19 protein-coding genes are annotated in these 25860 nt (G+C 72.7%); 16 read left to right on the top strand and 3 right to left on the bottom strand.

Features of this window, described 5'->3' with window-relative positions:
- Positions 1–92 precede the first annotated feature (92 nt).
- From ACFVS8_RS10090 to ACFVS8_RS10105, 4 genes are all read left to right on the top strand, one after another.
- A complete protein-coding gene (locus tag ACFVS8_RS10090; protein ID WP_387061067.1) occupies positions 93–1739 on the top strand; it encodes a sugar ABC transporter ATP-binding protein in 1647 nt (548 codons plus the stop codon).
- Positions 1736–2821: an ABC transporter permease gene (locus tag ACFVS8_RS10095; protein ID WP_387061070.1), complete on the top strand. Its 1086-nt coding sequence runs from the start codon at positions 1736–1738 to the stop codon at positions 2819–2821. Before ACFVS8_RS10090 ends, ACFVS8_RS10095 begins: the two co-directional genes overlap by 4 nt.
- Positions 2818–3873 (top strand): ABC transporter permease, encoded by a 1056-nt coding sequence (locus tag ACFVS8_RS10100; RefSeq protein WP_387061072.1) that lies wholly within the window; start codon positions 2818–2820, stop codon positions 3871–3873. Before ACFVS8_RS10095 ends, ACFVS8_RS10100 begins: the two co-directional genes overlap by 4 nt.
- Before the next feature lie 159 nt (positions 3874–4032).
- On the top strand, positions 4033–4818 hold the full coding sequence (locus ACFVS8_RS10105) for a hypothetical protein (protein ID WP_387061075.1): 786 nt from the start codon (positions 4033–4035) through the stop codon (positions 4816–4818).
- 53 nt (positions 4819–4871) lie between these two features.
- Here ACFVS8_RS10105 and ACFVS8_RS10110 read toward each other — a convergent pair whose 3' ends face one another.
- Positions 4872–6299, bottom strand: a complete 1428-nt coding sequence (locus tag ACFVS8_RS10110) for an APC family permease (protein ID WP_387061078.1) — start codon at positions 6297–6299, stop codon at positions 4872–4874.
- Between the two features lie 111 nt (positions 6300–6410).
- Between ACFVS8_RS10110 and ACFVS8_RS10115 the strand changes: the two genes are divergently transcribed.
- Positions 6411–8747 (top strand): HelD family protein, encoded by a 2337-nt coding sequence (locus ACFVS8_RS10115; RefSeq protein WP_387061081.1) that lies wholly within the window; start codon positions 6411–6413, stop codon positions 8745–8747.
- Here the strand turns inward: ACFVS8_RS10115 and ACFVS8_RS10120 are convergent.
- Positions 8692–9663 carry an Lrp/AsnC family transcriptional regulator gene (locus ACFVS8_RS10120; RefSeq protein ID WP_387061083.1) on the bottom strand — a complete coding sequence of 324 codons (972 nt, stop codon included), beginning with the start codon at positions 9661–9663 and terminating at the stop codon, positions 8692–8694. The genes ACFVS8_RS10115 and ACFVS8_RS10120 overlap by 56 nt on opposite strands.
- Before the next feature lie 243 nt (positions 9664–9906).
- On the opposite strand from ACFVS8_RS10120, the gene ACFVS8_RS10125 reads away from it, so the two are divergent.
- From ACFVS8_RS10125 to ACFVS8_RS10175, 11 genes are all read left to right on the top strand, one after another.
- Complete coding sequence (locus ACFVS8_RS10125) at positions 9907–11229, top strand: MFS transporter (RefSeq protein ID WP_387061085.1); 1323 nt, start codon at positions 9907–9909, stop codon at positions 11227–11229.
- A complete protein-coding gene (locus ACFVS8_RS10130; protein WP_387061087.1) occupies positions 11226–12893 on the top strand; it encodes an amidohydrolase in 1668 nt (555 codons plus the stop codon). The genes ACFVS8_RS10125 and ACFVS8_RS10130 overlap by 4 nt, the downstream gene beginning before the upstream one ends.
- Positions 12894–12950: 57 nt before the next feature.
- The gene (locus ACFVS8_RS10135) at positions 12951–14588 is read left to right on the top strand and encodes a thiamine pyrophosphate-binding protein (RefSeq protein WP_387061219.1); all 1638 of its coding nucleotides are present in this window, start codon (positions 12951–12953) and stop codon (positions 14586–14588) included.
- Between the two features lie 47 nt (positions 14589–14635).
- On the top strand, positions 14636–15670 hold the full coding sequence (gene speB, locus ACFVS8_RS10140) for an agmatinase (RefSeq protein WP_387061090.1): 1035 nt from the start codon (positions 14636–14638) through the stop codon (positions 15668–15670).
- A 261-nt stretch (positions 15671–15931) separates the two neighbouring features.
- On the top strand, positions 15932–16552 hold the full coding sequence (locus ACFVS8_RS10145; protein ID WP_387061093.1) for a TetR/AcrR family transcriptional regulator: 621 nt from the start codon (positions 15932–15934) through the stop codon (positions 16550–16552).
- A gap of 157 nt (positions 16553–16709) precedes the next feature.
- A complete protein-coding gene (locus ACFVS8_RS10150) occupies positions 16710–18008 on the top strand; it encodes a CaiB/BaiF CoA transferase family protein (RefSeq protein WP_387061096.1) in 1299 nt (432 codons plus the stop codon).
- The gene (locus ACFVS8_RS10155; RefSeq protein ID WP_387061099.1) at positions 18005–18781 is read left to right on the top strand and encodes an electron transfer flavoprotein subunit beta/FixA family protein; all 777 of its coding nucleotides are present in this window, start codon (positions 18005–18007) and stop codon (positions 18779–18781) included. Before ACFVS8_RS10150 ends, ACFVS8_RS10155 begins: the two co-directional genes overlap by 4 nt.
- A gap of 11 nt (positions 18782–18792) precedes the next feature.
- Complete coding sequence (locus ACFVS8_RS10160) at positions 18793–19839, top strand: electron transfer flavoprotein subunit alpha/FixB family protein (protein WP_387061102.1); 1047 nt, start codon at positions 18793–18795, stop codon at positions 19837–19839.
- 644 nt (positions 19840–20483) lie between these two features.
- Positions 20484–21578 (top strand): cytochrome b/b6 domain-containing protein, encoded by a 1095-nt coding sequence (locus tag ACFVS8_RS10165; protein ID WP_387061105.1) that lies wholly within the window; start codon positions 20484–20486, stop codon positions 21576–21578.
- Positions 21575–22762, top strand: a complete 1188-nt coding sequence (locus ACFVS8_RS10170; RefSeq protein WP_387061108.1) for a phosphotransferase family protein — start codon at positions 21575–21577, stop codon at positions 22760–22762. Before ACFVS8_RS10165 ends, ACFVS8_RS10170 begins: the two co-directional genes overlap by 4 nt.
- A gap of 131 nt (positions 22763–22893) precedes the next feature.
- Positions 22894–24402 (top strand): aldehyde dehydrogenase family protein, encoded by a 1509-nt coding sequence (locus tag ACFVS8_RS10175; RefSeq protein WP_387061110.1) that lies wholly within the window; start codon positions 22894–22896, stop codon positions 24400–24402.
- 108 nt (positions 24403–24510) lie between these two features.
- Here ACFVS8_RS10175 and ACFVS8_RS10180 read toward each other — a convergent pair whose 3' ends face one another.
- A complete protein-coding gene (locus ACFVS8_RS10180; protein ID WP_387061113.1) occupies positions 24511–25776 on the bottom strand; it encodes a TetR/AcrR family transcriptional regulator in 1266 nt (421 codons plus the stop codon).
- Positions 25777–25860 lie beyond the last annotated feature (84 nt).

The following is a 25860-nucleotide window of genomic DNA, read 5'->3' on the forward strand; positions in this document are numbered from 1 at the left end:
GCACCCGGTGCGGGGTCAGCTCCTCGAGCTGCCCCGCACCGCTCCATTGAACTGCCGGCCCGCGCGGTCGAAGCACACAGGATGCGAATGCCATGAGTGAAGCACTGCCCATCGTGGAGATGCGCGACATCTCCATCGAGTTCCCGGGCGTCAAGGCACTGGACGGGGTGGACTTCCGCCTCTTCCAGGGCGAGGTCCACGCGCTGATGGGCGAGAACGGCGCCGGCAAGTCGACGCTGATCAAGGCCCTCACCGGGGTCTACAAGATCGACGGCGGCTCGATCGTCGTCGCCGGCCAGGAACGGCAGTTCCACGGCACCCGCGATGCGCAGAGCGCCGGCGTCTCGACCGTGTACCAGGAGGTCAACCTGGTCACGAACCTCTCGATCGGCGAGAACGTCATGCTCGGCCATGAGGTCCGCGGCCCGTTCGGCGTCAACTGGCGCGCGACCCACGCGGCCGCCACCGAGGCGCTCGCCCGGCTCGGGCTCGAGCACCTCGACACCCACAAGCCCCTCTCGACGCTGTCGATCGCCATGCAGCAGCTCGTCGCGATCAGCCGGGCGATGGCGATCCAGGCGAAGGTGCTCATCCTCGACGAGCCGACCTCGAGCCTCGACGCCGCCGAGGTCGAGGGCCTGTTCCGCGTGATGCGCACGCTGCGCGACCAGGGCGTCGCCATCCTCTTCGTCTCGCACTTCCTCGACCAGATCTACGCGATCAGCGACCGCCTGACGATCCTGCGCAACGGCCGCTACGAGGGCGAGTACCTCACTCGCGACCTCGACCGCCACGCGCTCATCTCGAAGATGATCGGCAAGGACCTCGGGGCGCTCTCGTCGCTCGGCGGAAACCGCCGGGTCGACGACCGCGACTACGCGGCCGAGGAGCCGCTGCTGGCGGCGAAGGGCCTCGGCCGTCGCGGCTCGATCGAGCCAACCGACCTCGACATCCACCGCGGCGAGGTGGTCGGCTTCGCCGGCCTGCTCGGCTCGGGGCGCACCGAGCTCGCGCGGTTGCTCTACGGCGCCGACCGCGCCGACGCCGGCGAGGTCGTGCTGCACGGCAAGCGCGTTGACGTCAGGACCCCCGCAGACGGACTCGGCAAGCGCATCGCGTTCTCGACCGAGAACCGCCGCGACGAGGGCATCATCGCCGACCTCACGGTGCGCGAGAACATGATCCTCGCCGTGCAGGCCGAGCGCGGCTGGGCCAGGCCCATCCCGCGCAAGGAGCAGGACGAGCTGGTCGAGAAGTACATCGCCGCGCTGAACGTGCGACCCGCAGACCCGAACCGGCTCATCAAGAACCTCTCCGGCGGCAACCAGCAGAAGGTGCTGCTCGGCCGCTGGCTCGCGACGAACCCCGAACTGCTCATCCTCGACGAGCCGACCCGCGGCATCGACGTCGGTGCGAAGGCCGAGATCCAGGAGGCCGTGGCCGAGCTCGCCGAGCAGGGCGTCTCGGTGGTCTTCATCTCGTCGGAGCTCGAGGAGGTCGTCCGGCTCAGCGAGCGCATCGTCGTGCTGAAGGACCACCAGAAGATCGGCGAGCTCGTGAACGGGCCCGAGATCACCGCCCAGCAGATCGTCGACGTGATCGCGGCGCACGGTGTCGAGGCGGCCGCCGAGAGTGGCATCATCGATGCCGAGACCCAGCACACGACCGAACGATCGCACCCGAGCGAGCCCCCGCACGCGAACGCCCACGCGTACGCTGCGACGGAGGAGGAATCATGAGCAACGCTGCTCGCACGACCTGGCTGCGCGAGCTCATCCGCAAGCCGTTCTTCTGGGGAGTGATCGCGATCTTCGCGCTCCTCGCCCTCAACGTCCTCAAGGACCCGAACTACCTCGCGATCTCGGTCAATCCGGCCAACGGCAACCTCGTCGGCAACCTGGTCGACATCCTCAGGGCGTCCGCGCCGATCCTCATGATCGCGGTCGGCATGTCGCTCGTGATAGCCACCGGCGGCATCGACCTCTCGGTCGGCTCGGTCATGGCGGTCTCGGGCGCGGTGGCCATGGTCTTCATGAAGGACGCGGGGCAGTCCCGCTCGGTCCTCGTCGCGCTCGGCGCGATCGGGCTGGCCCTGCTCGTGAGCGCGATCCTCGGTGCGGTCAACGGCGTGCTGGTGGCCTACATCGGCCTGCAGCCGTTCATCAGCACGCTCATCATGATGCTCGCCGGTCGCGGCATCGCGAAGGTCATCACCGAGGGCCAGAACACGTCGGCCTCGAACGAGCCGTTCCGCTGGATCGCCAACGGATTCGTCATCGGCCTGCCGGTGGTGTTCCTCCTCGCGATCGCGATCGTGGTGGTCGTGGGCCTCGTGGTGCGCCGCAGCGCGCTCGGCCTGATGATCGAGGCGATCGGCATCAACCCGAAGGCCAGCCGCATGGCCGGCATCAAGCCGAGCGGGCTGCTGCTCACCGTGTACATCCTGAGCGCCGTGCTCGCGGGCATCGCGGGCATCATGTCGGTCGGCACGGTCATGACGGTCGACGTCTCGCGCACGGGCTACCAGATGGAGCTCGACGCGATCCTCGCGGTCGTCATCGGCGGCACGTCGCTCTCGGGCGGCAAGTTCTCGATCGGCGGAGCCGTCGTCGGCGCCCTGCTCATCGCGACGCTCGACAAGACCGTCGTCTTCCTCGGCATCTCGTCGTCGGCCACTCCGGCCTTCAAGGCGATCGTGATCGTCGTGCTCTGCCTGCTGCAGTCCGACCGGGTGCGCAGCTGGTTCGTCCAACGGCGTAAGCCGCCGCAGCTCCGACCCGAGTCGATCCCCGCCCAGCCGAAGCAGGAGGTTTCCGCATGACCATCGTGCAGACCCCCCAGGTCGACGCCCCTGCCCAGGAGTCCGGACTCGCCCGGCTCGTCGCCCGGGTGAAGCGGGTCGTCGCGTCCAACCCGTCGGTGCTGCCGACCGTCGCAGCCATCGTCATCTTCATCGGCATGGTGATCTACGGCGAGCTCGCGTACGGCCGCATCGTGCAGTACAACACGCTGTCGAACCTGCTCATCAACAACGCGCACCTGATCATCCTCGCGGTCGCGATGACCTTCGTGATCCTGACCGGCGGCATCGACCTCTCGGTCGGCTCGGTCATCGCGCTGTCGAGCGTCGCCGGGGTCATGCTCGCGAACGCCGGCTGGAACCCCTGGGTCGTGATCCTGCTCATGGTGCTGATCGGCACGGGGTTCGGGCTCGCGAGCGGCATCCTGATCCAGTACTTCAACGTGCAGCCGTTCATCGCGACGCTGGCCATGATGTTCCTCGGCCGCGGCCTGGCATCGCTGCTCAGCACGCAGCCCGAGCGCCTCGCCGAGGAGTCGCCCATCAGGTGGCTCGGCGAGCAGTTCAAGGTGATCGACGGCCCGAAGGTGAACGACGTCGTCATCACCCCCGGCGTGATCATCGCCCTGCTCGTCGTGCTCATCGCCTTCTTCGTGCTGCACCGCACCCGCACGGGTCGCACGGTGTACGCGATCGGAGGGTCCGAGAGCTCGTCGGCGCTCATGGGCCTCGCGGTCCCGCGCACCAAGGTGCTCGTGTACGTCATCAGCGGCACGCTCTCGGGCGTCGCGGCCGTGGTCTACACGTCGCGCCTCGGCATCGCGCAGAACATCACCGGCATCGGCTGGGAGCTCGACGCCATCGCGGCGACCGTCATCGGCGGCACCCTGCTGACAGGTGGCTACGGCTACGTGCTCGGGTCGGTGGTCGGCGCGCTCGTGCTCGGCCTGATGAACGTGCTCATCACGCGCGACGGCGGCATCCCGCCCGAGATGACGACCATCATCACCGGCGGCATCCTGCTCGTCTTCGTGCTGCTGCAGCGCGCGGTCACCTCGAAGCGGCATACCTAGAAAATCGCGCGGGGGCGCATGACGGGCGGATGTCGCGAGACATCCGCCCGTCGTCGTCTCGGGTCGCAGCGGGTCGCCGGGCGTCCCTCGACCATCGCGGAGCGGGTCGGGCCGGCGTAGTCTCGAGGCGTCATGAAGGGCGTCGTGCATGCGCGGATCGTGACGATCGCACTCGCGGCGACGGCCGTGGCGGCGCTCGCCGGGTGCACCGTCGGCTCCGCGCCCGACGACGCGACCGCGCCGGCCGCCGGCGAAGCTGTGCTCCCGACCGGCGACGCGCCCGTCGAGCTCGATCCGTCGCAGTTCAGCACCGTGATCGACAACCCGTACTGGCCCATGGAGCCGGGCACTCGCTGGACCTACCGCGAGACCGATGCCGACGGCGACCTCACGGTCGACGTCACCGTGACGAGCGCGACGCGGGAGATCGCGAACGGCATCGAGGCGCGCGTCGTGCGCGACACCGTGCGCCGCGGCGACGAGCTCGTCGAGGACACGTTCGACTGGTACGCGCAGGACGCCGCCGGAGCGATCTGGTACCTCGGCGAGGATACGGCCGAGCTCGAGGACGGCGCGATCGTCTCGCGCGAGGGCAGCTTCGAGGCCGGGGTCGACGGGGCGCTGCCCGGCATCGCGGTGCCCGCGGATCCCGTGCCCGGCATGGAGTACCGGCAGGAGTACCTGGCGGGGGAGGCCGAGGACCAGGGCGCCGTGCTCGGCGTCGAGGAGCTCGTCGAGGTGCCGTACGGCGCATTCTCTGGCGCCATGCTGACCCGGGACACGACGCCGCTGGAGCCCGCGGTGGAGGAGCTCAAGTTCTACGCCGCGGGCGTCGGCCCGGTGCTCACGGTCGCCGTCTCGGGCGGCGCGGGGCGGGAGGAGCTGATCTCGATCACGACGGTGCCCGACGGCACGGCGACCGGCCCGCTCGGATCGCCGGACTGACGCGGCGGCCGGAGCGGCCGCCGCGTCGGGCCCGGGCTGTTCTCGGGCTGGAGTTACTCGGCGGAGTCCAGGCGCTGCCGGTCCTTCGCGAGCAGGGCGTCCTCGCCCTCGCCGCCGGTGGAGATGACCTCGTCCTCGGCGAGCGACAGCCGCATCGGGCGGCGGAACAGCCGGGTCAGCACCAGGAGCAGCACGAACCCGACCCCCAGCCAGAGCAGGCCGTAGATCATCGCGTCGCTGCTGAGGTTCAGCCAGAGCACGATCGTGAGCACGACGCCGATTGCCGGCAGCACGATGTTGCGGACCACCTGGGTGAAGCCCTTCACCTCGCGTCGACGCACCGCGAAGTGCAGGATCACCGCGACGTTCACGACCGTGAACGCGATGAGCGCGCCGAAGTTGATGAGCGAGAACACGAAGTCGAGGTCGGCGAACGCCGCGCCGAGCGACACGACGCCGACGAGCACGATCGCGACCGCGGGCGTCTGGAACTTCGGGTGCACGTACGACAGGCTGCGCGCGATGGGGCCCGTGCCGTTGCGGCCCATGGCGTAGATCATGCGCGAGACGCTCGCGTGCGAGGCGAGGCTCGACGCGGCGACCGCGGCGACGGCCGCGGCGATGAAGAGGATCATGAAGAGCTGGCCGCCCACCGCGAGGGCGAGCTCGGGCAGCGCCGTGCCCTCGGTCATGCCCTCCACGCTCGGGAAGAGCGACTGGGTGAACCAGGCGGCGACGAAGAACAGCGCGCCGCCGATGACGAGCGAGAGCACGATCGCCTTCGGCACGGTGTTCGCGTCCTTCGCCTCCTCGGTGTACATCGTGATCGCGTCGAAGCCGATGAACGAGAAGCACACGATGGTCGCGGCGCTGATGACCGTCGCGATCTGCGTGTTCGCGTGGTAGAGCGGCTCGATGCTGAACGGCGTGCCGTTGCCCTGGCCCTGCGCGAGCGCGCCCCAGGCGAGGCCGACGAACACGACGATGAGCACGATCTGGAAGATCAGCAGCGTGCCGTTCACGCGCGAGGTCGAGGTGATGCTCCAGAGGTTCAGCAGCGTGATGAGCGCGACGTAGGCGCCGACCCAGACCCAGCCCGAGATCTCGGGGAAGAAGGCCTCGAAGTACTGGCGCAGCAGCAGCGCGTTCACGAGCGGCAGGAGCAGGTAGTCGAGCAGCGCGGTCCAGCCCACGAGGAACCCGAAGTTCGGGTGGATCGTCTCGGACGCGTACGTGTACGCGGAGCCCGCCGACGGGTAGATGCGGGTCATGCGCCCGTAGCTGATCGCCGTGAAGAGCATCACGACCAGCGCGAACAGGTAGGCGAGCGGCACCACGCCGCCGCTCTCGTCGGACACGTAGCCGAACGTGTCGAACACCGTCATGGGCGTCATGTAGCCGAGGCCGAGGCCGACGATCGCCCAGAGCCCGAGCGAACGCCGGAGCTTCACGGGGTGTGCGGTGGGTGCGGTGGTGGTCATGGTGGTTCCTGTCGTCGCCATCGATCGAGCGGGGCGACGCTACGCTACTCGCGCCCCGCCCGATATCGCCACTCGGGCGCATCCGGCGCCTCGGACCCGCCGCGGCGTCCCTTGCGGCGCGGGCCGCCGGGCGTCGCGGATCCGCACGGCGGGGCGTCGCGGCATCCGTCACGGGTAGAATCGACGGTCCGCCGCAAGAGGAGCACCGCCATCACCAGCAGCACTTCCACCACGCCCGTCGCCGAGGAGCAGACCGCGCTCGACCGCATCCGCGAGGTCGTCACGGGTCTCGTCGCCGAGGAGGCCGAGTACCTGCGCACGATGCTCGCGCGCCCGAGCGACGAGCTGAACCTCACCGAGCGCGACGCGCTGGTGGCGCACCACGCCCAGCGCCTGCAGGGCCTGCGCACCGCGCAGTACGGCCTGCTGCTCGGCGGCGTCGAGACCGACGAGGGCGAGCGCTACCGCATCGGGCGCATCGGCCTGAGCGACCCCGACGACGGCGAACGCCTGCTCATCGACTGGCGTGCGCCCGTCGCCCGCCCCTTCTACACGGCGACGCCGCTGCACCGCGAGGGCGTGCGCACGCGCCGTCGCATCACCTCGACCGATCGCACCGTGACCGCGGTCTACGACGAGTCGCTGCTGCTCGACGAGCTCGACGAACTCGGCACCGGCGAGGCCGAGACGGTGCAGGATGCCGCGCTGCTGGCCGCACTCGATCGGCCCCGCACGGCGCACATGAGCGACATCGTCGGCACGATCCAGCGCGAACAGGATGCGATCATCCGCGGTCCGCTCGCGGGCACGCTCGTCGTGCAGGGCGGCCCCGGCACGGGCAAGACCGCCGTCGCGCTCCAGCGCGCCGCGTACCTGCTGTACGAGCACCGCAACCGCCTCGCGAAGTCGGTCGTGCTCATCGTCGGCCCGAACCAGCGGTTCCTCGACTACATCTCGCAGGTGCTGCCGTCGCTCGGCGAGGACTCCGCCGTGCTCGTGACGCCCGCCACGCTGCTGCCGGGCGTCACGGCGACCGCGACCGAGTCGCCGCTCGCCGCGGAGTTCAAGGGCCGCCTCGACATCGTGGGCGCGCTGAAGCAGGCCGTGCGCGCGTTCGAGGTGCCGGGCGGCACCCGCGTGCTCCGCCCCGCGGGCCTCAAGCCCATGACGCTCGACGGCCGCACGCTGCACGGCGTGCGCACCCGCGGACGCTCGGGCGGCACGCCGCACAACGCGGCCAGGCCGAAGTTCGAGAAGGCCCTGCTGACCGAGATCCTGCGGGTCGAGGACGCCGAGCACGGCACCTCGGCGATGGAGGACTGGGAGCGCCGCGCCGACTGGGCGCAGGACCCGGCGGTGCAGGAGCTCTTCGACGAGCTCTGGCCGCTGCTCGACCCCGTCGAGGTCGTGCGCGACCTGTTCAGCGATCCCGCGCGGCTCGACGAGGCGTTCCCGAACCTCGACCCCGCGCTGCGGGCCGCGCTCCTGCGCCCCCGCGACCACGGGCTGACGCCGGCCGACATCCCGCTCGTCGACGAGATCGCCGAGCTCCTCGGCGAAGACCCTCGGCCGGCCACGGCGGCCGCCGCGCAGGCGCGCATCGACCGCGCGACCGACCTGCAGTACGCGCAGAGCGTGCTCGACATGGTCGAGGACGCCGACGCCGACGAAGACCACCTCGCGGCCCCGGTGTCGATCGTGACCGCCGCGACCCTCGCCGACCGGCAGGCGACAGGCGACGGGCGCACGCCCGCCGAGCGCGCGATGGCCGACCGCGAGTGGGTCTACGGCCACGTGATCGTCGACGAGGCGCAGGAGACGAGCCCGATGCTGCTGCGCGCCCTGATCCGCCGTTGCCCGACCCGGTCGATGACCCTCGTGGGCGACGCCAACCAGTACACCGCCACCGACGCGCCCTTCACCTGGCAGGGCCTGCTCGACCCGCAGGTGCCGCGGTGGAGCCGCACCGACCTCACGGTCAACTACCGCACGCCCGGCCGCATCATGCGCCTCGCGACCGGCGTGCTGCGCCGCATGGACCCGAACGCGGTCGAGGCCGCCTCGGCGCGGGCCGGCGAGCACGAGCCGGTCGTCGTGCGCGTCGCGGCGCCCGAGCTCGGGGTCGCGACCGCACGGGCGGCGGCCGAGGCGCTCGCCCAGAGCGAGGGCACGGTCGGCGTCATCGCCCCGCTCGGCGTGCTCGGCGTGCTCGGCGAGGTGCAGGAGGCCGACCGGCGCGACGCCGCCGAGCACGGCATCGCGCCGCGCCTCTGGATCGGCACCCCTGACGACGCCAAGGGCCTCGAGTTCGACGCCGCGGTCGTCGCGGTTCCGCCCATGCCGGCGCCGGAGGCCGTGTCGACGGCCACGTGGAAGCGCCTCTACGTGGCGCTCACCCGCCCGACGCAGCGGCTCGCGGTCGTCGAGGCCGGCGACGTGATCGGCTGAGGTCCGCCGCTCCCTGGGCCGCGAGGTCGATCGTGCGCAGGGTTCGCGCGTAGTCTTCCTTGAGTACCGCCAGGTGGAACCACGACTCCGTGTGCCGCACGCCCGGCAGCGCGCGGATGCGCTCGAGGCTCGCGTAGAGCGCGCTCGCCGACGGCTCGACGAGCGTGAGGATGAGGTCGAACCGTCCGAGCGAACGCGCGGCGAAGTCGACGCCCCGCGACGAGCGGATCGCGTCGATCACGGCGTCGTCGTCGCCCGCGAGGCTGAGGCCGACGCCGAGCGCGAGCTGTCGCTGCGTGAGCCCGCGCGCCTCGACGGCGCTGATCTTGATGACGCCGCCGTCAATGAGCCGCTCGACGCGGGTCGCGACCGCCGATGGCGAGAGGCGCACCTGCTCGCCGAGTTCGCGGAAGCTCGCACGCCCGTCGGCCTGCAGCAGCTCGATGAGCGCGGCATCCGTCGCATCGATGCGGATGCCGCCCCGGTACTCCGAGACGAAGAAGCCCTTGATCACGGTCGAGTAGATGAGCGTGCTGATCTCGTCGACCCCGGGGAGCGAGCGGATGTCGGCGAGCAGGCCGTGCAGGGCCGGCATGGAGCCGACGCGGATCTCGGTGACGAGGTCGTCGTGGCCGCCGATCGCCGAGACGAACACGGTCTCGTCGAGGTCGCGGAGGTGCGCGGCGACGTGGTCGGTCGTGCCGGCGGTGCGCACCGACACGTGCGCGAGCACGTGCTGGCCGAGGAAGGCGGGGTCGACCGCCGCGACGACGCGCACGGTGCCGTCGGCGCGCATCGCGCGGAGCCTCGACGAGACGGCCGCGCGCGGCTGCCCGACGGCGGCGGCGAGGTCGTGGATGCTCGTGCGCCCGTCGTCCTGCAGCGCACGGATCAGGTCGGCGTCGAAGTTCGCCATGTCGGCCTCGAATCGGTCAGAATCCTCGGAACGTACGGCGGAGTCGCCGTTTCGCCAGTCTACGGCGGCGTTCGGGTGACGGAAAGCGAGCGGATGCGGCATCCGTCGTACATATCGACAGTCAGGAGTCCTGATCGCTGGAGTTCCGCGCTTGCGGCACCCGTCGGGCGCTCGTAGCATCCAACGGTCGCCACACCCCAGCCGGACCATCCCGGCCCCGATCATCCCCGCAAAGGAGCGGCCATGACCTCCACGCACAGCCGGGCCCGCAAGGCCGGCATCGCGGCGTTCGTCGGCACCACCATCGAGTGGTACGACTTCTACGTCTACGCGACCGCCGCGGCGCTCGTCTTCGGACCCCTGTTCTTCCCGAGCGAGGACCCGCTCGCCGAGACGGCCGCCGCCTTCGCGACGTTCGCCATCGCGTTCCTCGTGCGCCCGATCGGCGGCATCGTTTTCGGCCACATCGGCGACAAGCTCGGCCGCCGCGTGTCGCTCGTCATCACGCTGCTGCTCATGGGCGTCGCCACCGTGCTCGTCGGCTGCCTGCCCACGTACGAGACCATCGGCATCGCCGCGCCCATCATGCTGATCCTGCTGCGCGCCCTGCAGGGCCTCGCGGTCGGCGGCGAATGGGGCGGCGCCGTGCTCATGAGCGTCGAGCACGCCCCCGAGAAGTCCAAGACCTTCTACGGCGGGTTCACCCAGCTCGGCAACCCGGCCGGCGCACTGCTCGCCTCGGGCATCTTCGCGATCATGTCGCGCGCCGGCGACGACTTCATCATGAACGGCGGATGGCGCATTCCCTTCCTGCTCTCAATCGTGCTCGTCGGCGTCGGCCTCTGGGTGCGATACCGCGTCGAGGAGTCGCCCGTCTTCGAGGCGAAGATCGAGGGCCGCAAGCAGTCGATGCCGCTCGCCTTCGCCCTGCGCACGAACTGGAGGCCGATCCTGCTCGGCATCGGCATCCTGCCGATCTCGACCGGCGGCTACTACCTGGCCACCACGTTCGCCACGGCGTACGCCACGGGCGAGCCGATCTCGATGAACGCCCAGCTCATCCTCGACGCCATGACGATCGCCTCGTTCATCGAATTCGTCGTCACGCTGCCCGTCGCCTGGCTCGGCGACAAGTGGGGCCGCAAGAACATCATGTACCTCGGTCTCGTGACCTCGGTGCTGACGTTCGTGCCCTTCATGCTGCTGCTGCCCGGCAAGGTCGAGCCGTTGATCTTCCTGTTCGCGTCGCTCGTGCGCATCGCGATGAGCGCGACCTACGCGCCCATCGCCGCGATCCTCGCCCAGATGTTCCGCCCGCAGGCTCGCTACACCTCGCTCGCGCTGTCGTACGGCGTCGGCGCTGCGATCTGGGCCGGCTTCTCGCCCTGGTTCGCGACCCAGCTCATCGCCTGGACGGGCAGCGTGTGGTCGGTCATCGCGATGTTCACCGGCATGGCCGTGATCGCCGCGATCTGCACCAGGCTCGCCCCGCAGCACTCCGACGAGGCGCCCGTCACGGCGTCGTTCACCGCCCGCACCGACACGACGGCGACGACCCTGCCGTGAGGAAGCTGACCGCCTTCGACCGGCCCGTGCAGACGGCGCCGCGCCTCCTGACCGCCCGCCGCATCCGCACCGTGGATGCCGCCGACTCCACCGCGACCGCGATGCTCGCCTACCGGGGACGCATCGTCGCCGTCGGCACGCTCGCCGAATGCGAGGCGGCCGCGGCCGCGGCCGGGCTCGCGCCCGAGCGCGTCGACCTCGGCGACGCGGTGATCGTGCCCGGCTTCGTCGACGCGCACGCGCACCCGCTCATGTACGGGCAGATGATGACGTGGGTCGACTGCGGGCCGGCGAAGGCGGGCAGCATCCCCGAGATCATCGCCCTGCTCCGAGCGGCGGCGGCCTCCCTGCCGGAGGGTCGGCCGGTTCGCGGCTACGGCTACGAGCAGCGCAACCTCGCCGAGAAACGGCATCCGACCAGGTTCGAGCTCGACGAGGTGTCGACCGACCGCGAGGTCTACCTCATGAACGCGTCGGGCCACGGCGGCGTCGTGAACTCGGTCACCCTCGAGCGGGCCGGCGTCGACCGCGACACCCCGAACCCCGACGGCGGCGAGTTCTTCCGCGACGCCGAAGGCGAGCTCACGGGCGAGCTGTCGGATGCCGCGTGCAACATCCTCACGGGCGTGCACGGGGTGAAGGTCGGCCACCACGGGCCGAACTTCCACCTCGCCGACGAGCCGGAGGAGCACCTGCGCCAGCTCGACCTCGCGACGCAGCGGTTCCTCGCCGGCGGCGTCACCGCGATCGGCGACGCCCAGGTCTCGCGCCGCGAGTTCGACATGTACCTGCGCCTGGCCGAGGCCGGCCGCCTCGACCTGCGCGTGTCGATGTACCTGCTCTCGCACCTGCTCGACGACGCCCTCGAGATGGGCCTCGTCGGACAGTTCGGCAATGCGCACCTGAGCTTCGCGGGCATCAAGTTCTACGCCGACGGCACGCTCGGCGGCTGGACCGCGTACTTCCCCGACGGGTACGTCGGCGAACCGTGCCGCACCGGGCAGCTCTACCACGAGCCCGCCGCCTACGCCGAGCTGATCCGCCGTGCGCACGAGGCCGGCCTGCAGACCGCGACGCACGCGCAGTCGCCGACCGCGATCGAGATGGTCGTCTCGGCCATCGAGGCCGCGCTCGCCGAGAACCCCGACGCCGACGCGCGCCACCGCATCGAGCACTGCGGGCTGCCGACGCCCGAGCAGATCGCCCGCATGGCCGCCGCCGGCATCCGCCCGGTCAACCAGCCCCAGCACTACTTCAACTGGGGCGAGGGCGTCGAGGAGGCCATCGGCACCCCGGGCGAGCGGTTCAACCCGCTCGGCGAGTTCGAGGCCGCGGGCGTGCCCGTGACGATCTCGTCCGACGCGCCGGTCGCCGACCCGATCCCGCTCGAGGCGATCCAGACCGCGGTGACGCGCGTGACCCGTCGGGGCCACAGGCTCGGACCCGACGACCTGCGCATCACGGCCGCGGCGGCGTTGCGGGCCCACACGTACGAGGGCGCGGTGTCGATCGGCCGCGAAGACGACCTCGGCTCGCTCGAGGCCGGCAAGCACGCCGACTTCGCCGTGCTCTCGGACGACCCGCTCGAGGTCGCGCCCGAGGCCATCACGCAGATCACCGTGCTCGAGACCTGGGTCGACGGCGAACGCCGCCACCGGGCCTGAGCGGAAGGAACACCCATGGACCAGCACGATCTCGATGCGCACGGCCTCGACGCGCAGATGGCGGAGCTCGCCGCGCCCTACGCCGACACGGCGGGGCGCGCCGTGCTCGAGACCATCCGCGCCTACGGCGTGGACACGGTGTTCGGCATCCCCGGCACCCACAACCTCGAGTTCTACAGGCCCCTCGCCGACCTCGGATTCCGCGCGGTGACCAACCGGCACGAGCAGGGCTCCGGGTACGGCGCCGACGGGTGGGCGCAGCAGACGGGCCTGCCCGGCGTGGTCATCACCACCTCGGGCCCGGGCCTGCAGAACGCGATGAGCGCCATCGGCACCGCGTTCTGCGAATCGCGCCCGCTCATCGTGCTCTCGCCGGGGGTCGCGCTGGGCGAGGAGTTCCGCGATGTCGGCACGCTGCACGAGACGAAGGACGCCTCGGCCATGGTCGCGGCCATCGCCGAGTGGTCGCGCCGCGTCACCACCGCGGCCGAGGCCGTCGAGGCCGTGCACGACGCGTTCGCGCTGTTCCGCACCGGGCGTCCGCGCCCCGTGCACATCGAGGTGCCGCTCGACGTGCTCGAGTCGGCGGCGGATGTCTCGGCCGACGCCCGCGCGGCACGGCCCGCACCGGCTCCGGCCCGTGCCGACGCGTCGCTCGTCGCCGAGGCGGCCGCGCTGCTGGCCGCCGCCGCGTCTCCCGTCATCGTGGCGGGCGGTGGCTCCACGCGCGCCGCGCGGCAGGTGACCGCGCTCGCCGAACGCCTCGGGGCGCCCGTCATCACGACCCTGAACGGCAAGGGCGTGCTCGACGAGCACCACCCGCTCTCGCTCGGCTCGAACCTGCGCCTCGCGGCGGCCCGCGAGGTCGCCGAGGCGGCCGACGTGCTCGTCGTGCTCGGCTCGAAGCTCGGCGAGGCCGAGCTGTGGGCGCCGTCGCTCGCGGCGCGCGGACGCGTCATCCGCGTCGACGTCTCGCCCGCGCAGGTCGACAAGAACCTCGCCGCGACCGTCGGGCTCGTCGGCCACTGCGCCGCCGTGGTCGACGACCTGCTCGCGGCGCTCGCCGCCGGCGGCCCGGCCGACGCCTCGGCGGGCCCGGTGGCCGGCGGCGCACCGGACCTCGCTGCCGCCCGCGCCGCGATCGCCGCCGAGATCGCCGCGACCGAGCCCGCGACCGTCGCGCTCGCCGAGCGCATCGCCGACGCCCTCCCGGCCGATGCGATCGTCGCCGGCGACTCGTCGCAGATCGTCTACCTCGCGCTCGCGAGCGTGCTGCGCCGCGACCGCCCGCACGGGCTGCTCTACACGCCGACCTACGCGACGCTCGGCTACGGCCTGCCCGCGGCCATCGGTGCGCGCGTCGCGCAGCCCGACCGCCCAGTGGTCGCTGTGCTCGGCGACGGCGCGCTCATGTTCGCCGTCAACGAGCTCGTCACCGCCGTCGAGCAGGGCCTCGACCTCACGGTCGTCTGCGTCGACAACGGCGGCTACGGCGAGATCCGCCAGAACGAGCTCGACCGCGGCATCCGCCCCGTCGGCGTCGAGCTCGTGCAGCCCGACTGGGCCGCGCTCGCGACCGCGTTCGGCGCGACCGGCCGCCGGGTCGACCAGGTCGCCGACCTCGGCGACGCCATCCGCGACGCGATCGCCGCCGGCGGCGTGCAGCTCGTGCACGTGCGGCAGCCGGGCGCATGACCACCGCCTCGCGGCCCAGCGACTCGAAGACTTCGGAAGGAACCACCATGACCCCCACGGATGACGCCGCCCAGGCGAACACCGCCAGACCGCAGCGCACCGCGCCCGGCTCCGAGCCCCGCGTCGGCGTGCCTGGCGGCCCGGTGGGCCCGATCGACGCGAGCCTCGTGCCCCGCTTCGCGGGCATCGCGACCTTCGCCCGCCTGCCCCGCCTCGACGAGGTCGAGCGCGCCGACGTGGCCGTGCTCGGCGTGCCCTTCGACAGCGGCGTGAGCTACCGCCCCGGCGCCCGCTTCGGTCCGGCGCACGTGCGCGAGGCCTCCCGCCTGCTGCGCCCCTACAACCCGGCGCAGGACGTGTCGCCGTTCGCCGTGCAGCAGGTCGCCGACGCCGGCGACCTCGCGGTGAACCCGTTCGACATCGACGAGGCCGTGGCCGACGTCGAGGCCGGCGCGCGTGCGCTCGGCGCCGTGGCCGACCGCCTCGTCGTCATCGGCGGCGACCACACGATCGCGCTGCCGCTGCTGCGTGCCGTGCACGCGACGCACGGCCCGGTCGCGGTGCTGCACTTCGACGCGCACCTCGACACGTGGGACACCTACTTCGGCGCCCCGGTCACGCACGGCACGCCGTTCCGACGCGCGTCGGAGGAGGGGCTCATCGACCTCACCGCGAGCATGCACGTCGGCACGCGCGGCCCGCTCTACGGCGTCGAGGACCTCGCCGACGACGAGCGCCTCGGCTTCGCGATGGTCACGAGCGAGCAGATCGAGGAGGACGGCGTCGCCACGGCGATCGAGCGCATCCGCACGCGCGTCGGCGATGCGCCGCTCTACATCTCGATCGACATCGACGTGCTCGACCCCGCCCACGCGCCCGGCACGGGCACGCCCGAGGCCGGCGGCCTCACGAGTCGGGAGCTGCTGCGCATCGTCCGTGCGCTCGCCGACAAGCGCATCGTCGGCGCCGACGTCGTCGAGGTCGCACCGGCCTACGACCACGCGCAGCTCACGGCCGTGGCGGCATCGCACGTCGCCTACGAGCTCATCAGCGCGATGGCGCCGCGCGACGCGCAGGGCTGACGCGCTCGGCCCGGTCGTTCGGCCGCCGGGCCGAGCGGCGCGGAACGGCGGATGCCGGTGCGCGGGCGCGGCGGCCACGGGGGACCGCCGCCCGCGATCGGCGTCCGCGACACGCGCCCCCGGAGCGGGGCGCGAGCGGCCGGGGTGCTGGGGAGGGCGCCCCGGCCGCTGCTACCCTCGGCTCACGCACCCGCGCCGCGGGGAGGTGCTGGATCCGACCGGGGTCCGACGCCGAGTGCAGCCGGCCCGTCGAGGAGGACCATGCCCGCGGATGCAGCCGAGCCAGGTCGTCGACCCGTGCAGGAGCGCGGACTCCGCACGCAGGCGGCCATCCTCGATGCGGCGGTGCAGGTGCTGGCCGAAGACGGCTACGCCGCGGCGACGACCGTGCGCGTGCAGGAGCGCGCCGAGGTGTCGCGCGGGCGGATGCTGCATCACTTCCCGTCGCGCGACGAGCTGTTCGTCGCGGCCGTGCACCACCTCGCGTCGACGCGGCTGGATGCGCAGCTCGTCGAGCTCGACCTGCCGGCGGAGGCGGGCGCCCGCATCGACGCGGCGGTCACCGCGATGTGGGCGTCGAACGGGCAGCCCGAGTTCCTCGCGTCGCTCGAACTCTGGACGGCGGCGCGCCACGACGACGGGCTGCGCGCGGCGCTGCTGCCGACGGAGCGGCGCATGGGCGCGATCCTCCGCGAGACGCAGCGCCGGCTCTTCGGTGACGAACTCGCGGCGCTGCCCGCGTTCGAGCCGCTCATGGAGCTGCTCGTCACGAGCATGCGCGGCACGGCGATGACCTACGCGATCACCGGGGCCGACCCTGCGAGCGAGCCGAATCTCGCGCTGTGGCGGCGGCTGGCACGGCAGCAGTTGCTGGGGGAGTGACGGTGGCCCGCGGCATCCGCTCGTCGATCGACGCTCGCCAGGCTGCCGCGTGGGCAATACAAGTCACGCTTGACTGTTTTCTCGTTCGCGGCGAGAATTGCCGCGTGCCGGTGACGATGCCGGTTCGATGCGAGGGAGCGATCAGCGCGTGAGTCCGATGACCCGAACGGCAGCCGACGGCCACGCGCGCGCGAACGGTGCGACCGCGTCGGCGGCACGGCCCGAGCATGCTCCGCCGGGCCCCGTCGCCCGAGGCCCGCTCGCCGGCATCCGCGTCGTCGAGTTCGCCGGCATCGGCCCCGCTCCGTTCGCCGCGATGCTGCTCGCCGACCTCGGCGCCGACGTCGTGCGCATCGACCGGCCCGGCCCGGGAGGCGCGCCCGCGATCGACCAGGCCGACACGACCCTCCGCACGCGCACCGTCGTGGCCGCCGACCTCAAGGACCAGGAGGCCCGCGATCGCGTGCGCGACCTCGTCGACCGGGCCGACGTGCTGGTCGAGGGCTTCCGACCGGGCGTCATGGAGCGTCTCGGCCTCGGCCCGGCCGACCTCTCGGCCCGCAACCCGCGGCTCGTCTACGCGCGCATGACCGGGTGGGGCCAGACCGGGCCGTGGGCCGAGCGCGTCGGCCACGACCTCAACTACCTCTCGATCACGGGCATGCTGCACGCCATCGGCCCCGCCGACCGCCCCGCCGTGCCGCTGAACCTCGTCGCCGACTACGGCGGCGGCGCGATGTTCCTCGTCACGGGGGTGCTCGCGGCCCTCGTCGAGCGCGGCGTCTCGGGGCGGGGCCAGGTCGTCGACACGGCCATGGTCGACGGCGTCGGGCAGCTGAGCCACGTGTTCCGGGCGATGCTCGCCGACGGCCGCTGGCACGACGAGCGGGCCGCGAACCTGCTCGACGGCGGCACGCCCTACTACGACGTCTACGCCTGCGCCGACGGCCGACACGTCGCGGTCGCGCCGCTCGAGGCGCCCTTCTACCGGGCGCTCATCGCCGGGCTCGGCGACGACCTCGACCCGGCCGTGGCCGCGTTCGACGACGCCGCCCGCCTCGACCCCGCCAACTGGCCGGCCATGCGCGCGGCCTTCACCGACGCGTTCGGACGGCGCTCGCGCGACGACTGGACGGCGGTCTTCGACGGCACCGACGCGTGCGTCACGCCCGTGCTCGCCATGGCCGAGGCCCCGCGGCATCCGCACCTCGACGCCCGCGGCTGGACCGGCGAATGGGGCGGGCACGAGGCCCCCGCGCCCGCACCCCGGCTCAGCCGTTCGGGCGCCGCACGCCCGGAGTTCCCGCCCCGCCTCGTCGGCTCGACCGCCGAGTTCGCCGAGCTCGTCGGCCGATGGGATGCCGCAGCCCCCTCCACCCGCTCAGCCCCTTCGACCCGCGCAACTGCCGTGACCCGCGAAGCCCCCTCCACCCCGAACGGAAGGACCAGAGCATGAAGATCGTGGTGCTCGCCAAGGAAGTGCCCGACACCTACGCCGACCGCAAGCTCGACCTCGAGACCGGCATCGCCGACCGCGACGCGAGCGATCGCGTGCCCGACGAGATCGGCGAACGCGCGCTCGAGGTCGCCCTCGCGCATGCCGACGCGAACCCCGGCACCGAGGTCGTCGTGCTCATGATGGCCGCCGAACCCGCCGCGCCGAGCGTGCGCAAGCTCCTCGCGATGGGCGCGACCCGGGCCGTGCAGGTCGTCGACGCACAGCTGCTCGGCGCCGACCTCGCGCTCACCGCCGAGGTGCTCGCGCGTGCGATCGAGCACGTCGGATTCGACCTCGTGATCGCGGGCAACCAGTCCACCGACGGTTCGGGCGGCGTCGTGCCGGCCATGATCGCCGAGCACCTCGATGTGCCCCATGCGACGAACCTCGCGTCGGTCGAGATCGCCGACGACCGCGTCGCCGGGTCGCGCGCCGTCGACGGAGGTTCTGCCCGCGTCACGGCGACCCTGCCCGCCGTGATCTCGATCACCGAACAGCTGCCCGATCCCCGCTTCGCGAACTTCAAGGGCATCATGGCCGCCAAGAAGAAGCCGCTCGACGTGCTCTCGCTCGCCGACCTCGGCGTCGACGCGGAGGCACCCGACGTCGCACGCTCGATCATGCTCGCCATCGCCGAGCGCCCGCCGCGCTCGGCCGGAACCAAGATCACCGACGAGGGCGACGCAGGCGAACGCCTCGCCGCCTACCTCGTCGAGAACCGGCTCGCGTGAAGGAGACGACCATGACCGACCGCGCAACCTCGCCCATCCTCGTGCTCCTCGAGCAGGCCCTCGACGGCACGCTCGCCAAGTCCGCCGCCGGGCTCCTCGGCGCCGCCGCACAGGTGGGTGCGCCCGTCGCGCTCATCGTCCCCGGGGCGGATGCCGCCGCCTTCGGCGACCCCGGTTCCTCGCCCTCCGGGGATGCGCTCGCCGAGGCCGCCGCCGCGCTCGGCGCGACGCGCGTGCTCGTGGCGTCCGGGCCGGCCGAGGCGCCGGCTTCCGCTTCCGGCGACCCCGCGGGAGCACCCCTCGTCGTGCCCCTCGTCGACGCGCTCGTCGCGGCGGCCGAGGCGGTGCACCCCGACGCGGTGCTCGTCGCGCACTCGGTGCAGGGCCGCGAGGCCGCCGCACGCTTCGCCGCACGCACCAAGTCGGCCATCGCCGTCGACGCCGTCGGCGTGGAGCGCGACGACGAGGGCGTGCTCGCCGTGCACTCGGTGTACGGCGGCGCCTACGACGTGCGCTCCACCGCGACGTTCGGCGCGCCCGTCATCACCGTGCGGCAGGGTGCCGTCGACGCGCGCGCCGAGGCCGCGCCCGTGCAGGTGGAGCCGCTGGCCGTGACCCCGAGCGGGCGCCGCGCCGCGGTGATCGAGTCCGTCGAGGCATCCGCCGCCGTCTCCGCGCGGCCCGAACTGCGCGGCGCGGCACGCATCGTCTCGGGCGGCCGCGGGCTCGGGTCGGAGGAGAAGTTCGAGCTCGTCGAACGCCTCGCCGACGCATTGGGAGCCGCCGTCGGCGCCTCGCGCGCGGCCGTCGACGCCGGATGGGTGCCGCAGTCGTACCAGGTCGGGCAGACCGGGGTCTCGGTGTCGCCCCAGCTCTACGTGGCGCTCGGCATCTCGGGCGCCATCCAGCACAAGGCCGGCATGCAGACCGCGAAGTCGATCATCGCGATCAACACCGACGCGGATGCCCCGATCTTCGACATCGCCGACTTCGGCGTCGTCGGCGACGTGTTCACGGTCGTGCCGCAGCTCATCGCCGCGCTCGAGGCGCGCAAGTGACGACGCCCACGGGCCAGCCGGCCCGACGCCTCCGGCGCGGGCTGCCCCGCACGCGGGGCGGCGAGCCGTGGCCGCCCGACGGGCTCGCTCCCGAGGGGCGAGTGCCCGTCGCGGCTGCGCCGGCGTCGGCCGGGCCCGCGCCGGAGGCCCCCATCGAGGCGCCGGTGCGAGGCGCAGGCGATTCCGCCGTCCGGGGTCGCCCGGCCCCACTCGCCCTGGATGCTCCTGCGGCCGTGAGCTCGGCGGCCGGCCAGGTCGCGCTCCGGCGCGGCCTGCCCCGTACCCGCGGCGGCGAGCCGTGGCCGCCTGCGGGGTTCGCGCTCGCGGGGCCCGCGGCGCTTGCGTCGGCAGCGGCTGCGTCCGCCGCAGTGGCGTCGGCCGACGCGGGGCGCGCGGAGGCGGCATCCGCCTCGGCGCTCGCAAGCGCAGGCGACTCCGCGGAAGAGGTCCGCTCGGCGACCCCAACCCCGGAAGCTCATGCAGACGCGGCCGCCGCCGCGCCGCCCGCGCCGACCGCGCAGGTCGCCGCGGGCGTGGACGCGGTCGCACTCCGGCGCGGCCTGCCCCGTACCCGCGGCGGCGAGCCCTGGCCGCCTGCGGGCCTCGCACCGCGCCCGGCGCCAGTGCCGGCGACAGCGGCATCGGTGGCCGCATCTGGAGCGGCAGCGCCCGCCCCCGCCGAGACGGCGGCACCGCCCACCCCCGTCGAAACGGCGGCACCGCCCGCCCCCATCGACGCCGAGCCGTCAGCACTGCCCGCGCCCGCGGCATCCGCTCGCCCCGAACCGACCGCAGCCGCACTCGCGCCCGCAGCCGCAACCGCGCCCGCACAGCCCACCCCGCACACCCCCGTCGGCGCCCCGGCGCCCGCGACCCCGGCCCTACTCTTCGTCGGCGCCGTGCTCGCCGTCGCCGCGGTCGTGGGCGTCGCGCAGTGGCTACTCGCGACGCCGTCGGTGCAGGACTTCGTCGAGCGCTATCCGGGGGAGTACCACCTGCCCGAGGGCGCGCCGGTGGGGTTCCCGGCGTGGCTCGCGTGGCAGCACTTCTTCAACGTGTTCCTGATGGTGCTGATCATCCGGTCGGGCCTGCAGGTGCGCACCGAGCGCAAGCCCGCGGCGTACTGGTCGCCGCGCTGGAACCCGCAGCGCAAGATCAGCCTCTCGCTGTGGTTCCACCAGTCGCTCGACCTGCTCTGGCTCGTGAACGGCGTGGTCTACGTGGTGCTGCTCTTCGCCAGCGGCCAGTGGATGCGCATCGTGCCGACGAGCTGGGAGGTGTTCCCGAACGCGCTGAGCGCTGCGCTGCAGTACGCGTCGCTCGACTGGCCGACCGAGAACGGCTGGGTGAACTACAACGGGCTGCAGCAGCTCGCCTACTTCGCGACGGTGTTCGTCGCGGCGCCGCTCGCGGTCGTCACGGGCGTGCGGATGTCTGGCCTCTGGCCCGCGAAGGCGAAGACGCTGAGCCGCATCTACCCCGTCGAGGTCGCCCGCGCGCTCCACTTCCCGGTGATGCTCTACTTCGTGCTGTTCCTCATCGTGCACGTGACGCTCGTGCTCGCGACGGGGGCGCTGCGCAACCTCAACCACATGTTCGGCGGCCAGGACGCCGTGAACTGGGTCGGCTTCGGCATCTTCGTGCTCTCGCTCGTCGTGATCGCCGCGGGGTGGATCGCCGCACGCCCGCTCGTGCTCGCACCCATCGCGGGCCGCTTCGGGAGGGTGAGCAACCGATGACCGGCACGGATGTCGCGGGCGCGCCCGCTGCGACCGGACACGCGGGCCCGACCCTGACGACCGACCCCGACGGTCGTGAGGTGGTCGCCGCCGCGGCGGAGGCATCCGTCCTGTCGTCGCCGCCGCTGCTGGTGCTCGAGGCCGTCGAGCGATTCTTCGACGAGGCAGGTATCGGCGAGGGCCCGATAGCGTGGGCCCGCGTCGGCGAGGGGCAGTCGAACGTGACGTTCCTGCTGCGGCGGGGCGACGCCGAGGTCGTGCTGCGCCGCGGCCCGCGGCCGCCGTTGCCGCGCTCGGCGCACGACATGCTGCGCGAGGCGCGGGTGCAGCGGCTGCTCGGCGACGAGGGGTTCCCGGTGCCCGGGATCCTCGCGGTCTGCGACGACGAGCAGGTGCTCGGGGTGCCGTTCTACGTCATGGAGTTCCTGCGGGGCGACGTGATCACCGACGGGCTGCCACGTCGGTTCGACGCACCTGCATCGCGGCTCGCGCTCGCCGAGGCCGCGGTCGACGCGCTCGCCCGGCTGCATTCGATCGACGTGTCGGCGGGCCCGCTCGCCGAGCTCGGACGGCCCGACGGCTACCTCGAGCGGCAGGTCGCGCGCTTCCGCGGGCTGTGGGGGCAGGTGTCGCGCCGCGACCTGCCCGGGGTCGAGCGCGTGGCCGAGCGGCTCGCGGCGACCGTGCCGGTCTCGCGGCGTGCGTCGGTCGTGCACGGCGACTTCCGGCTCGGCAACCTGATGTTCGCGGATGCCGCGGGGCCGGCGTCGGGCACCGGGCCGGGCGGGACGTCGGATCCCGAGCGTCCGCGCCTCGCGGCGGTGCTCGACTGGGAGATGGCGACGCTCGGCGATCCGCTCGCCGACCTCGGGTACTTCACCGCGACGTGGAGCGAGCCCGGCTCGCCCGGCACGACCATGGAGCTGTCTCCGGTGACGCGCCTGGCGGGGTTCCCGACGCGTCGCGGGCTCGCCGAGCGCTACGCCGCGCAGACGGGGGCCGACCTGTCGGAGCTGCGCTGGTACGAGGCCCTCGCGCTCTGGAAGTCGGCCGTGTTCAGCGAGGCCATCTACACGCGATGGCGTGCGGGGGAGCGGCCGGATGACACGGGCTTCGCCCCCGGGCTCGAGCGCGGAGTGCCGCAGCTGCTCGAAGTGGCCGAGGAGCTGGTCGCCGGGGCGTGAGCTCGCGCGGCGCGCAGCGTGGCCGGTCAGCCGGGCCGCGTCCACGCATCCTTGTCAGGCGGCTGCACACGCCCTAGAGTGAATCTACATTCACTTAGATTCCCTGTTCGTTCAATGAGGAAGGAACGGCCATGACGCTCATCGCGGATGACCACACGGATTCGCAGCTGGTCTCCACCGACCCCCGCGACGGCTCGCAGGTCGGCAGCTGGCCGGTCGACGGGCCCGCGCAGGTCGACGCCGCCGTCGGCGGCGCGCGCATCGCGGCGCAGTGGTGGCGGGAGCAGGGCCACGCCGGACGGCGGAAGCACCTGCAGGCCTGGAAGACCGAGATCGCCACGGGAGCCCGAGACCTGGCCGCGGTCATCTCGCGCGAGACCGGCAAGCCCGAGGGCGACGCGCTGCTCGAGGTCGTGCTGACGCTCACGCACCTCGACTGGGCCTCGAAGCATGCCGGCAAGGTGCTCTCGCGCAAGAAGGTGGCGTCGGGCATCGCGAGCTACAACCAGTCGGCCAGCGTCGGCTACGAGCCCTACGGCGTGGTCGGCGTCATCGGCCCGTGGAACTACCCGTTCTACACGCCCATGGGCTCGATCTCGTACGCGTTGTCAGCGGGCAACGCCATCGTGTTCAAGCCGAGCGAGCTGACCCCGGGCACGGCCAAGTGGATCGAGGAGGCCTGGAACCGCGCGGTGTCCGGCCACGCCGTGTTCACCGTCGTCGTCGGCGACGGCGCGACCACGGGCGAGGCGCTCATCGCGAGCGGCGTCGACAAGGTCGCGTTCACCGGATCGGCCCGAACGGCCAAGCGCGTCATGGCGGCCGCCGCCGAACGCCTCACGCCCGTCGTCATCGAGGGCGGCGGCAAGGACGCCATGATCGTCGCGAAGGACGCCGACCTCGACCACGCCGTCGGGTTCGCGGTCTTCGGCGGCATGGGCAACGCCGGCCAGACCTGCGCGGGCGTCGAGCGCGTCTACGTCGAGCGACCCGTGTTCGAGGAGTTCGTCTCGCGGCTCGTGAAGGCCGTGGCGAAGCTGCACCCGGGCCCCGAGGCATCCGACAGCTACGGCCCGATGACCCTGCCGCGGCAGTCGGCGATCATCTCGGCGCACATCGAGGAAGCGCTGGCGCGCGGCGCGACGGCCGTCGTCGGCGGCCCCGAGTCGGTCGCGAACGGCTACGTGCAGCCCGTCGTGCTGCGCGACGTGCCCGAGGACTGCGCGGTCGTGCGCGAGGAGACGTTCGGGCCCGTGCTCGTCGTGAACCCCGTGCAGGACCTCGACGAGGCCGTCGCACTCGCGAACGCGACCGACTACGGTCTCGCCGCGTCGATCTTCACGAAGGACCTCGGCAGGAGCCGCGCGCTCGCCGAGCGCCTGCGTGCCGGTGCCGTGACCGTGAACTCGGTGCTCGGCTTCGCCGGCATCCCGGGCCTGCCGTTCGGCGGCCGCGGCGAGTCGGGCTTCGGCCGCATCCACGGCGCCGACGGTCTCCGGGAGTTCAGCGTCGTGAAGTCGGTCGCGGTGCAGACCATGAAGCCCATGCTCGACCTGCTCACCATGGACCGCTCCGAGAAGGACATGCACCTGGCCGAGCGCATGCTGCACATGATGCACGGCGGGCGCGGCAAGCACTGACCGACGGGTGATCGGCCGGGCGGCGAGCGTCGCCCCGCCGATCGTTCGCCCCGCGCGCTACGAGACGCCGAGGGGCACCAGGCGCCGAGGGCTGCGAGACGCCGAGGCCTACGAGACGCCGAGCGCCGAGCGCACGAGCGCGGCGACGCGGCGACGATTCGACTCCGACGGATCCCAGTGCACGAGCCGGCCGATGTCGACGACCACGTTGAGGCCCGCGTGCACGCGGAAGCGCGCCTCGGCCGCCGAGAGATCGGCACGCACGGCGCGCAGCAGCGCGCTCCACTCGTCGACGTGGTTGCGCTGGAGCGTGCGCAGGCGCTCGAGCTCGACGGGCGGCAGCGCGCCGGCATCCGAGAAGTAGACGCTCATGAGCTCGTGGTGCGTGAAGCTGTGCGCGACGTAGGCGTCGACGAGGCGGTCGAGCCCCACGGCGGGGGAGTCGGCGCCGCCGAGCGCCTCGGCGGTCGTGGCGACCAGGCGTTCGCTCGCCCGCAGGCACGCCTCGAGGAGCAGGTCGGACTTGCTCGCGAAGTGTCGGTAGAAGCCCGAGGTCGTGAGGCCGACGGCCGCGCTCAGGTCTTCGATGCCCGTGTCGTGGTAGCCGCGCCGATGGAACAGCACGAGCGCCTCGCGGATGATGAGCTCGCGCTTGGACGCGCTCGCGAGCCCGCCGGTCTCGGCGGCCGCGGGTGCACCGACTGTCGGCAGCTCGGTCTCGGCGACGTCGTCGCAGGCCGCGACCAGCAGGTCGGCGAGCTGCCGGCGCGGCAGGTTCGTGTGGTGCGCCGTGATCGACGCGACGACGCTCAGCACGCCCGAGGCGAGCAGGAGCAGGTCGGAGTCGTCGACGGCGCGCCCCTCGGCCTCGCGGAGGCGCGAGAGCGGCCGGCCGACCCGGGCGGTCAGCTTCGAGAACGCGGCGCGGAGCTTCGCGCGGTCGTCGGGCTCGAGGTACCGGCCCTCCCATCGGTAGAGGCCGCCCGTGCGGCGGTTGTCGATGGTCGACTCGACGACGGCCGTCACGATCGCGTCGAAGGCGGCGCGTGCGGCGGCCTCGTCGGCCGGGGCCGGCTCGGCGCCAGAGGGTGCGGCCGCGGCATCCGATTCGACGCCGGATGCCTCGAAGGCGTCGGTCGCCTCGAGCAGGCCGTTCGCGAGGCGCTCGGCGGCGTCGACGAAGAGCGCGTACTTGTTGGGGAAGTGCCGGTAGAGCGCCGGTGCCGAGATGCCGACGGCCGCGGCGACGTCGCCCATGCTGACCTGGTGGTAGCCGCGCTCCGAGAAGGCCTCGGCGGCGGCCATCGCGATCTGCTGCCGACGATCCTTCGGCCGGGTGCGGGCGGGTGCCGCGGCTGGTGCGATGGCGCTCATCCGGTCAGCGTACTCCAGCGTGCCTGGCATCGTGTGAACCGCGGTTAACAAAATGCGTGACATCCGCGGCGCCGACGTGCATAC

Origin of the sequence: Agromyces sp. NPDC058110 (genome assembly GCF_042884735.1) — a bacterium.
GTDB lineage: Bacteria > Actinomycetota > Actinomycetes > Actinomycetales > Microbacteriaceae > Agromyces.

Excerpts from the sequence above, each read along its gene's own strand:
- ACFVS8_RS10095 (WP_387061070.1), top strand. The coding sequence starts at position 1,736 with ATGAGCAACGCTGCTCGCACGACCTGGCTGCGCGAGCTCATCCGCAAG.
- ACFVS8_RS10180 (WP_387061113.1), bottom strand. The coding sequence starts at position 25,776 with ATGAGCGCCATCGCACCAGCCGCGGCACCCGCCCGCACCCGGCCGAAG.
- ACFVS8_RS10170 (WP_387061108.1), top strand. The coding sequence starts at position 21,575 with ATGACCGGCACGGATGTCGCGGGCGCGCCCGCTGCGACCGGACACGCG.
- ACFVS8_RS10175 (WP_387061110.1), top strand. The coding sequence starts at position 22,894 with ATGACGCTCATCGCGGATGACCACACGGATTCGCAGCTGGTCTCCACC.
- ACFVS8_RS10100 (WP_387061072.1), top strand. The coding sequence starts at position 2,818 with ATGACCATCGTGCAGACCCCCCAGGTCGACGCCCCTGCCCAGGAGTCC.
- ACFVS8_RS10160 (WP_387061102.1), top strand. The coding sequence starts at position 18,793 with ATGACCGACCGCGCAACCTCGCCCATCCTCGTGCTCCTCGAGCAGGCC.
- ACFVS8_RS10150 (WP_387061096.1), top strand. The coding sequence starts at position 16,710 with ATGACCCGAACGGCAGCCGACGGCCACGCGCGCGCGAACGGTGCGACC.
- ACFVS8_RS10155 (WP_387061099.1), top strand. The coding sequence starts at position 18,005 with ATGAAGATCGTGGTGCTCGCCAAGGAAGTGCCCGACACCTACGCCGAC.
- ACFVS8_RS10145 (WP_387061093.1), top strand. The coding sequence starts at position 15,932 with ATGCCCGCGGATGCAGCCGAGCCAGGTCGTCGACCCGTGCAGGAGCGC.
- ACFVS8_RS10110 (WP_387061078.1), bottom strand. The coding sequence starts at position 6,299 with ATGACCACCACCGCACCCACCGCACACCCCGTGAAGCTCCGGCGTTCG.
- ACFVS8_RS10125 (WP_387061085.1), top strand. The coding sequence starts at position 9,907 with ATGACCTCCACGCACAGCCGGGCCCGCAAGGCCGGCATCGCGGCGTTC.
- ACFVS8_RS10135 (WP_387061219.1), top strand. The coding sequence starts at position 12,951 with ATGGCGGAGCTCGCCGCGCCCTACGCCGACACGGCGGGGCGCGCCGTG.
- ACFVS8_RS10090 (WP_387061067.1), top strand. The coding sequence starts at position 93 with ATGAGTGAAGCACTGCCCATCGTGGAGATGCGCGACATCTCCATCGAG.
- speB (WP_387061090.1), top strand. The coding sequence starts at position 14,636 with ATGACCCCCACGGATGACGCCGCCCAGGCGAACACCGCCAGACCGCAG.
- ACFVS8_RS10120 (WP_387061083.1), bottom strand. The coding sequence starts at position 9,663 with ATGGCGAACTTCGACGCCGACCTGATCCGTGCGCTGCAGGACGACGGG.